This is a genomic window from Lysobacter sp. 2RAF19 (assembly GCF_052115395.1).
In the GTDB taxonomy this organism is placed as follows: Bacteria; Pseudomonadota; Gammaproteobacteria; order Xanthomonadales; family Xanthomonadaceae; genus Noviluteimonas.
Window position 1 is genome coordinate 744,811 of the sequence record NZ_JBFRGO010000001.1, and the last position, 8,450, is coordinate 753,260.

Consider the following 8,450-nt stretch of genomic DNA (forward strand, 5'->3'; position numbering starts at 1 on the left):
GCACCGCAAGAAGCCATTTAGGCATCGCCGTGGACGCTAACATGTCAAAAGTAGCCGTAGCGAAGGAATGCGCGCATGCCCTCTGGCAACCCTTGGACGATCAGGTCGAGAGTTCGTAGCGATATCGCCGAATGGAGACGTTCAAACGACGCCCTTCGCACACTCCGTCCCTCGGCCCTCGAAAGAGAACTAATCTTTTACAGCGAACGCGTAGGACGGCTCGTTCTCTCCCTCCTTCTTTGGACGACGGCAACAACCTGGGCCATATACATTTGGTTTCCACGCATCGAGAAGTGGTGGCCTGGGGGATTTGAATCCCCGCAATCGTTCTTCACGACTCTCTGGTCAGTTCAGGCGACGCTTGCGGCGCTTGTTTACCCGATCGTTATTGCCTTTATTAGTCTGTTTCTCCAACGCAGACCCGCGAGCCAAGCAATTCTCCAATTCTATGTTGTTGACACGGGCGCGCTGGTGGCCGGAATCTCGTCGCTGACACTCGTATTTTCGATGGGAATCCAGTCTTTTCTTTTGCCTCAGATCAACGACCGAGGAACTGCGGCGCTGATGAGCGTGGACTGGATTTGGTTCGTTTCAAACTCTCTTTTCACAACATACTTCTTGTACCGAACCATCGTTTTTCTTCGGCCAGAAGTTCAACAGAGAATAATCGAGCGTTACACGTCCAACGTCGCTTTGCCGCGCGACGTTGCGAAAGTGTATGCGGAGCACGTTCTTCTAAACTCCTCGCAGAAGGGCTGGATCGGCAAGAGCAGCGATGAGCCAAACGCACCCAAAATAAGCTTTCTTTCCTTCGATCTGAAAACCGATGCGCAGGCAACGGAATTCCAATTGAGACGAACAAAGACCCTGGTTGATGTTCGACTTTGGCTACTCAAGTTCGTCACAACCTCTTGGATGCATGGGGCCCGCAAATATGTCGCCCCCACCCCGCAGAGCCGCACAATCGGCGGACATCGAGGGCCGGAACTGATATTGCCCTTAGAAGTAGGCCGTACTTATGCGAGAGGAAGGACTGTATACGCGGTTACAAAGCGGGGTCCGCAACTGGCGAAGTGGCAAGCAATTCTCATAAGGCACGCATATGTCTTCAGGCGTCCTTCCAGCCACTTCTTGCGTTTGACCGTTGACAACATTCTCACTGAACTAAGGGACGACACCCAGAATGCTGTACTTAGCGCCAACTCCGAATCGTTCGACCGCGCCTACGATTTGTTAGCTGATGTACATGGCGCCCTACTAGCGTCTTCGACATTCACTTCGGAAACCGGAGAAGTCGAAAGCTGTGCGCTGTTAGCGGAAACCGGGCTATTCGCACACCCATTTCACAAAGAGTGGGTTCACGCTTATCGCCCGATCTTCAAGTCGTCGGTCGATGAAATTCTCAAAAACGACCATGCCTTTGGTCGGTTCTGTTACCTTGCGAGCCGCCTTCGAAACCCGGGGATCGATGCTTCTCCCCTGGCAATTCGCGACTACATTCTGACCTCCCCCACAACGCTGATGTTTGAACTCAGCAAATGGTGGATTAACCGGATTGAACAGCAGGGCGCCTCGGATCGCGGCCCTCATAGGATGGTGCTTCTGGCACCGCCGCTACGTCGCGTTTACACCGAACAAATCGTCACTTTCGTAGGGGGATGGGAAGCGGCTCGCCACTCCTTTCGGGACATTAGTAAAGAAAGTGCCGCACCACAGAACACTCTTCTGGATTTTGCGCAACTGTCCGCGTCGCATGTCAGCGAGACGGCGCGAATGCTGCTCGCCGCAGTGTTTCGGGGCGACCGTGAGGCAGCAGAATGGTTTGCTGACGTTCTACAGAAGTGGTGGGGAGTACTGCGGTACGAGAATGTGCCCTTCGCGCTTTACGGCAAGACGGCCTTTCTCAACTTGGATGACTTGCCCCTGTATTTATCCAATACGGAGGAGCATGTAGGCATCTCTCCTGATGACCTGCAGTTGGAGCAGACGACGGTGAGATCCTTGCACCGCGCAGTAACTCTAGGCGCTCTTCAGAACTATTGGGAGGACGTCAGACTGGTTGTGCTGGAAATACTGACAACTTGGACCCTGGAGACATCTCCATTACTGACCAACGCCTCTCTCTCCCTCCATATTGCAAAAGGCATGGCGCGGGGCCTGCCTTGGCGAGGCGGCGGCACTCAGTCGGCGAATCAGATCTCCGCAAACAGTTTCCTTGCCGCCAAAATTCGACAACACAGCTCACACTCCAACGGCCAGTATGAGGCGAGAATAGGTCGCTTCTTTGAGCGCGCGCGCGATTTGCAGCAAGACGTCATGGTCAGCGGCCGCACCTACACTTCTTTCGGGAGTGCTGGGAGCGAGACAAGCCGGCCGGCGCAAGCGGTTCTGCTTTCTCTTTTTTCGGGAGATCGTTGGCAGGTTTCGGAAGAAATAAGTCGACAAATGGATTTGTGGACGACGCAAAGCCCCATCAACCTGGAGCGGACGAAGAGCTTGGTCCGCGATTGGCTCGCCGAAATCGAATCGCCCTCAAAAGCGTACGAGGAAACGCTCACCGCCCTCTTAGAGTCTGGCGAGGCGTCCCCCAGCGCCGCGGATGCGACGAATCACAGCCGTCAGAGTCTGCGTGACTTTTTGAAGAATCTTGACCAAGTTCAGGTTGAAGCGATTCAGAGCTCGCCGATTGACGAAAATAGACTTATCGCGATTAGCCACGATGCGTCTTCCAAGGCGTTCAGTGCGCAGACCGCCAAGTTCCCTATTGCCCTGTTCGGCTCAGTCGAGGAGTCAGTCAGCTCGTTATCACCGCACACTTTCACAATGCGCCAAGTGCGAAGAGGCGAGCTCACGCGGACGATATTTGAGCCCCTTGCGGTCAACGAATCACAATTCTGGGCCGACACAATGTCAAACCTCGTGGGCACGTTGGTGCTCAGCGATGTGCTTGGGCAGAGTCAGATTCGCGAGATTTCGGCGGCTGATCCACAGAGTTATTGGAATGCGCTTAAGCGCGAGGCATCACTGATTACATCGGAGGGGCAGCAGCCGATTCTTATTTTGGATAATGCGACCCGACCCGAATGGGTCTGGCAGTGGCAGTATCCCACTGATGACGAGGACAGTTTTCCGCGACCCAGCGACCTAAACGTTCGACGGGACGAACGTGGCGACGGCTACGTGTGCGACTTCAACAACGTTCACGTGTATTCGGCGCCTCTGGCCGCCGGTCGCTCGATCGTTCTGAGCAAATCGATCTTCCAGAAGGTACTTTTCAGAGAATTTGCAGACGACCGATTGGTAGAAGCAACAGTGCGACTCCGCAGTGACAGTCCTCTTCTTGTTGATCTGGATTTAACAATTGAGCGTTCTGTCATGACCGACGGATCGCATGTTTGCTACCTCGTGTACGAGCCAGGCTCCGGGCCAGGGGCATCAAAGGGCTGACGCTGGAGTCACGACCCCTCCCAGTCGCTTTTGCGGGCCGTCACTTACGGTTGTTGATCCGAAGCACAAACGCCCGGACAGCTACCGCATATCTCGGACGCTCGCCCAAGGTCGGGGAGCACCTAGGGTAACGTCGCCGCCCTTTGTCGCAGGCGGTTGCCATACCTTGGCGCGAGGCCGCGATACCTTGGTGCCAGGTCGCGATACCTTGGTGCCAGGTCGCGATACCTTGGTGCGAGGTCGCGACCCCTTGGCGCGAATTCTCGATCCGTTGTCGCAAGCTCGCGAACCTTGGCGGTGAGTGGAGGAAACTCTGGCATAAGCGCGCCGCGCCCTATTTGCAACGTCGCAGAGTCCTCGCGCGACATCCCAGTCCTATTGGGATAGCTCGCGACCTCCTTGCCCTCGGTCACAGGGGCCTAGCGCAAGGTCCTCGACGCCTATCCCGGGGCGCGTTTCCACTTCGAATGTATCCGCGACACACCCAAACTTTCCTCTGTTGCCTTCCCTCTCCTCGCAGATCGATAACTCCAAGTGAAATTTCCCCCTTGGAGTACCGCAATGACGCAAGACCTCGCTTCCCTCAGGATCACGCAGGAGACAGAGGACGAGGTCATGGCCTTGTTCGCGCGCCTCGAAGAACTCCTGCCTGGGCTGCTCAGCCTGGCCATCGGTGATCGGAAGACCATGAACATCATGGGACCGCAGAGCGAGCGCTACGTGCGCTTGAACCTCGACCTGGCGAACCAAAACGCTGACCTGATCCCGCCCTACATGAACCTGGCCGGCGCCAACGCCGACCTTGAAGCCCGCGACCGCATGCAGCGCATTGCCAACCGGGCGAAGCTGTTCGCCGACAAGTGTCAGGACACCGTCACCGCACTCGGCAGTGATCTGATGGCCTTCTCACACAATTGCTACGCAATCCTCAAAGTCCTCGGCAAAGCCGTCGGTCTGGACGACGCCGTCAAGGAATTGGGCTATCGCTGGGCGCGGCGCAAGAAGAAACCCGCGACCGCGAACGAGCAATGATGGAAGGCTTGTGACGCGTCGGACGCGTAACGCGCTCGCGTCTGATTTTGTTGATCTTCGTTGATCTGCACTATTCGAGACGGAGCTGGAAACTCCACTCAGAACAGTGCAGACGCAAGCCTCCCACGTCGGGAGGGGACCAATACAAGACCTTGCAAGAGGAAATACGTCCACCGACTTCTGAGCGGTTTTCCACCTCCCGACACCTTGCGTCGCATTCGCGACGCAAGTCCTTCCAGTCCAGGAGGTTGCCATGTCCAAAGATCTTCACGACCCGCGCACCAGCACCGCTGTCCTCGCCATCCCCGAACCCGCGCACTTCTCGCTGGTGCAAATCGCCTACTTCGTCCGTTTGATGGCGCACTTGACCGAGCCCGGCACCAACGCCAGCAACTACGACGCGATCCTCCGTCCGAATTCCCTTGGCTGGTGCTTCTCCAACCTGTCGAAGGAACTCGACGCGATCATCGACGCCACCTACCTCGCCGACGAAGGCACGAAGCCGCGGCCAACCAAGCCGGCACCTCGCAACCGCCGCAAACTCAACTGACGCAGCGCCCCGCGCTTTCGCTTCCCGAAACCGATCAGCTCCCTGCAAAGCTGCGCTTTGCAGCCCCCAATACCCGCCCGGGCGAAAGCCCCAGATCGAAGCGACCCGCAAGGTGATGCCCCAGCGTGGGGAGTTTCAGATTTTTTTCCCAAAAAAATCTGGAACTTCACACGTTCGGGCGGCGCGCTGGTCGGTTTCGAGCGGGCTGTACCCAGCGGCCTCATGATGGATCGCGCATAACCAGTGTCCAATCAGCACTTGGGCCTCATGAATCGATGCGCTCGAACGGAGGAATCATGCGCTTGACGGGTTGGCGGACCCCCAATCTGGGTTCGGCCTTGACTCTGTTTCTTGGAATCTTTGTCATCACGCCCGCACCAGCGTGGGCTTCGGACAACCCTGGATACGACCGTCCTGGCCTGGGGTTTACGCCTGCCGCACTTCAATTCGGCGATTTCACGCTGGAACAGGGGCTACCCGACTGGAGTCGTGCCGACGGCATCACCCTGTACAACGCCGACACCCTTTTTCGACTGGGCATCGGCCATTCGCTGGAACTGCAACTCGGCACGGGCTGGGATCGACTCGAAGGATCAGGCGCCACCATCGATGGCCGTTCCGATACCTCGCTGGCGGTGAAGTTCGCACCGTCGACCACGGGCAATGTCAGCTGGGGACTGCTTGGTAGCGTTGAGCTCACCGACGGAGCGCGGGCATTTCGCGCCGAATCACAACAATACCTACTCGGCGCCAGCGTCGATTGGCAGCGCAGCGCGGAGCATTCGCTCGGCCTTTATGCCGAAGCGGTGCATGGAAGCACCGACAGTCAGTTGCTGGCCATCAACGACGGCTGGACATTGACCCCGGCGCTGGGGATGTACGTGGAACTGGCGGCACAACACCTTGACGGAATCGGTGATGGCAGCATGGGCGGCGCTGGTCTGACTTGGCAGGCCACACCGCGTGTGCAACTGGACATCGGTGTCCGTCATCGCCTGGGCGGCAAGGCCGATACGTGGCAAGGCGGCGTCGGCTTTGCCGTTTTCCTTGGCAGGAATTGACAGTTCGTTGGCGCACGACGCGAAGGCCCCGGCGGCACATTGAAGGCCCCACCCGAAGGTGCCCGCCTGCCATGTCCCGCCTCAATCTCCTTACGGCCTCGACCCTCGCAATCGCCCTCGCCGCGGCCCCCGCCCACGCCGAAGCGCAATTCGCGCCTTACGTCGCCCAACACGGCCACGCCAAGCCCGTCGTCGCCGTCATCGGCCACAACGCCGGCACCGAGCTCACCGATTTCGTGATTCCCTACGCCGTGCTGCAACGCTCCGGCGCGGTCGATACGTTCGCGGTCTCCACGCAGCCCGGCGCGATGCAGATGCGCCCCGCCCTGCGGTTGCGGCCCGAGTTCGATGCGCGGGCGTTCGACGCGCGTTTCCCCGAAGGCGCCGACTACGTCATCGTCCCCGCGATCGTGCATCGCGACGACGCGACCTTGCTCGCCTGGATCAACGCACAAAACGCCAAAGGCGCAACGATCGTCAGCATCTGCGATGGCGCCCTCGTCGTCGCCGCCACGGGCCTGTTGAACGGCCACCGCGCCACCGCGCATTGGGCCACCGAGTCCTATCGCCGGAAGACGTATCCGCAGATCACGTGGGTGTCGAACACGCGCTATGTGGTCGATGGGCGCGTCGCGTCGAGCGCGGGAATCAGCGCCGCGATTCCCGCGTCGCTGGCGTTGCTCGAATCGATCGCCGGCCACGAGAAGGCCCTCGCGGTCGGCGCGCAGTTCGGCGTGACCGCCTGGACGACCGAACACGACAGCGACACATTCAAACCGCGCATGGGCAACCTGGTCGCCCTCGCGAAGACCAACGCGACCAACAAGTGGTTCCATTCCAACGAAAAGCTCGGGCTGCCGCTGCAGGACGGCATGGACGACATCGCGGTCGCCTTGACCGCCGATGCCTGGTCGCGCACGGGCCGAAGCCAGGCTTACGGCCTTGCGGCTGCGCAAAGCGTGCGGAGTCGTTCCGGGCTCGTCTGGTTGCCCGACAGCGCGCGGCCCGGCGATATGCAGCACGAGATCGCCGCCGCGACCGCCAGCGCAGGCGTTCCGCTCTTCGACGCCGTCCTGGCCGCGATCGAAGGCCGCTACGGCCGTTCGACTGCACGGGGCGTTGCGATCGACTTTGAGTACCCTTGGGCGCCGGCGGCCGAATGAGCGCTGCCCGGGAGAGTGCAATGTCCAGCGCCGCGCGCGTGGTGGCCGTCACCACCTACGACCACATGAACCTGCTCGACCTGAGCGGCCCCCTGCAGGCGCTCGCCACGGCCAATCGGCTCGTCGATCCGAAGCAGCGTTACGAAGTGCATGTCGTGTCGGTGCATGGCGGCCCGATCACGACGGGCTGCGGCTTGCAGGTGATGTCCGATCCGGTGGAATCGCTCGACGCGTTGCGCGTCGACACCTTGATCGTGCCCGGCGGCTGCGCAGGTGCGCGATTCGAAGCCCCCGCCGCGTTGGCCAAATGGGTCGGCGAAACCGCATCGACCGTGCGCCGCGTAGCCTCGGTCTGCACCGGCGCCTTCGTCCTTGCAGAAGCCGGCCTGCTCGCCGGCCGCCGCGCCGCCACCCATTGGCATTGGGCCGACCAACTCGGCGAACGCTTCCCCGCGATCGACGTCGACGCCGACCGCATCTTCGTGAAGGACGGCGCGATCTGGACCTCGGCCGGCGTGAGCGCAGGCATCGACCTCACCCTCGCCTTGATCGAAGAAGACCACGGACATCGCATCGCCATCGAAACCGCGCGCGAACTCGTGGTCTTCGTGAAACGCGCCGGCGGCCAATCCCAATTCAGCGTGCCCTTGAAAGCACAGACCAGCAAAGACGCACGCTTCGCCGACCTGCACGCATGGATGGCCGCCAACCTCCGCGGCGACCTGCACGTGGAACTGCTCGCCGAACGCATGGGCATGAGCCCGCGCACCTTCGCGCGCACCTATGCGGCGAACGTCGGGCGCACACCGGCGAAGACAGTGGACGCGATGCGCCTGGAAGCCGCGTGCCGCTCCCTGGAGGAAACCGCGCTGCCATTGAAGGCCGTCGCCGCGCAGGCCGGCTATGTCGACGAGCAAGCGTTGCGTCGTGCATTCCAGCGGCAGCTAGGCGTCGGTCCCACGGATTACCGGGCGCGGTTTTCGCAGCATGCGTTGGCGGGTGATGTTGCCTGACGCTTCCCGAAAACGATCGGCCATCTGCAAAGCTTGCTTTGCAGCCCCCAATGACGGCTCGGGCGAAAGCCCCTGATCGAAGCGACCCGAGTGGTGATGCCCCAGCGTGGGGAGTTTCAGATTTTTTTCCCAAAAAAATCTGGAACTTCACACGTTCGGGCGGCGCGCTAATCGGTTTCGAGCG

At 60.1% G+C, this 8,450-nt stretch carries 6 protein-coding genes; all 6 read left to right on the plus strand.

From position 1 onward, the window contains the following. Nucleotides 1-75: 75 nt before the first annotated feature. The 6 genes from AB4059_RS03725 (at nucleotide 76) to AB4059_RS03750 (ending at nucleotide 8,266) form a co-directional block, all read left to right on the plus strand. Nucleotides 76-3,447, plus strand: a complete 3,372-nt coding sequence (locus AB4059_RS03725; RefSeq protein ID WP_498976698.1) for a hypothetical protein — start codon at nucleotides 76-78, stop codon at nucleotides 3,445-3,447. A 561-nt stretch (nucleotides 3,448-4,008) separates the two neighbouring features. Next, nucleotides 4,009-4,479, plus strand: a complete 471-nt coding sequence (locus tag AB4059_RS03730) for a hypothetical protein (RefSeq protein ID WP_498976700.1) — start codon at nucleotides 4,009-4,011, stop codon at nucleotides 4,477-4,479. Between the two features lie 253 nt (nucleotides 4,480-4,732). Then, nucleotides 4,733-5,029 (plus strand): XAC0095 family protein, encoded by a 297-nt coding sequence (locus AB4059_RS03735; protein ID WP_498976702.1) that lies wholly within the window; start codon nucleotides 4,733-4,735, stop codon nucleotides 5,027-5,029. 296 nt (nucleotides 5,030-5,325) lie between these two features. Further along, nucleotides 5,326-6,090: a transporter gene (locus AB4059_RS03740; RefSeq protein WP_498976704.1), complete on the plus strand. Its 765-nt coding sequence runs from the start codon at nucleotides 5,326-5,328 to the stop codon at nucleotides 6,088-6,090. 71 nt (nucleotides 6,091-6,161) lie between these two features. Further along, a complete protein-coding gene (locus AB4059_RS03745; protein WP_498976706.1) occupies nucleotides 6,162-7,253 on the plus strand; it encodes a DJ-1/PfpI family protein in 1,092 nt (363 codons plus the stop codon). Between the two features lie 20 nt (nucleotides 7,254-7,273). Then, nucleotides 7,274-8,266 (plus strand): GlxA family transcriptional regulator, encoded by a 993-nt coding sequence (locus AB4059_RS03750; protein ID WP_498976708.1) that lies wholly within the window; start codon nucleotides 7,274-7,276, stop codon nucleotides 8,264-8,266. Nucleotides 8,267-8,450: the final 184 nt, after the last annotated feature.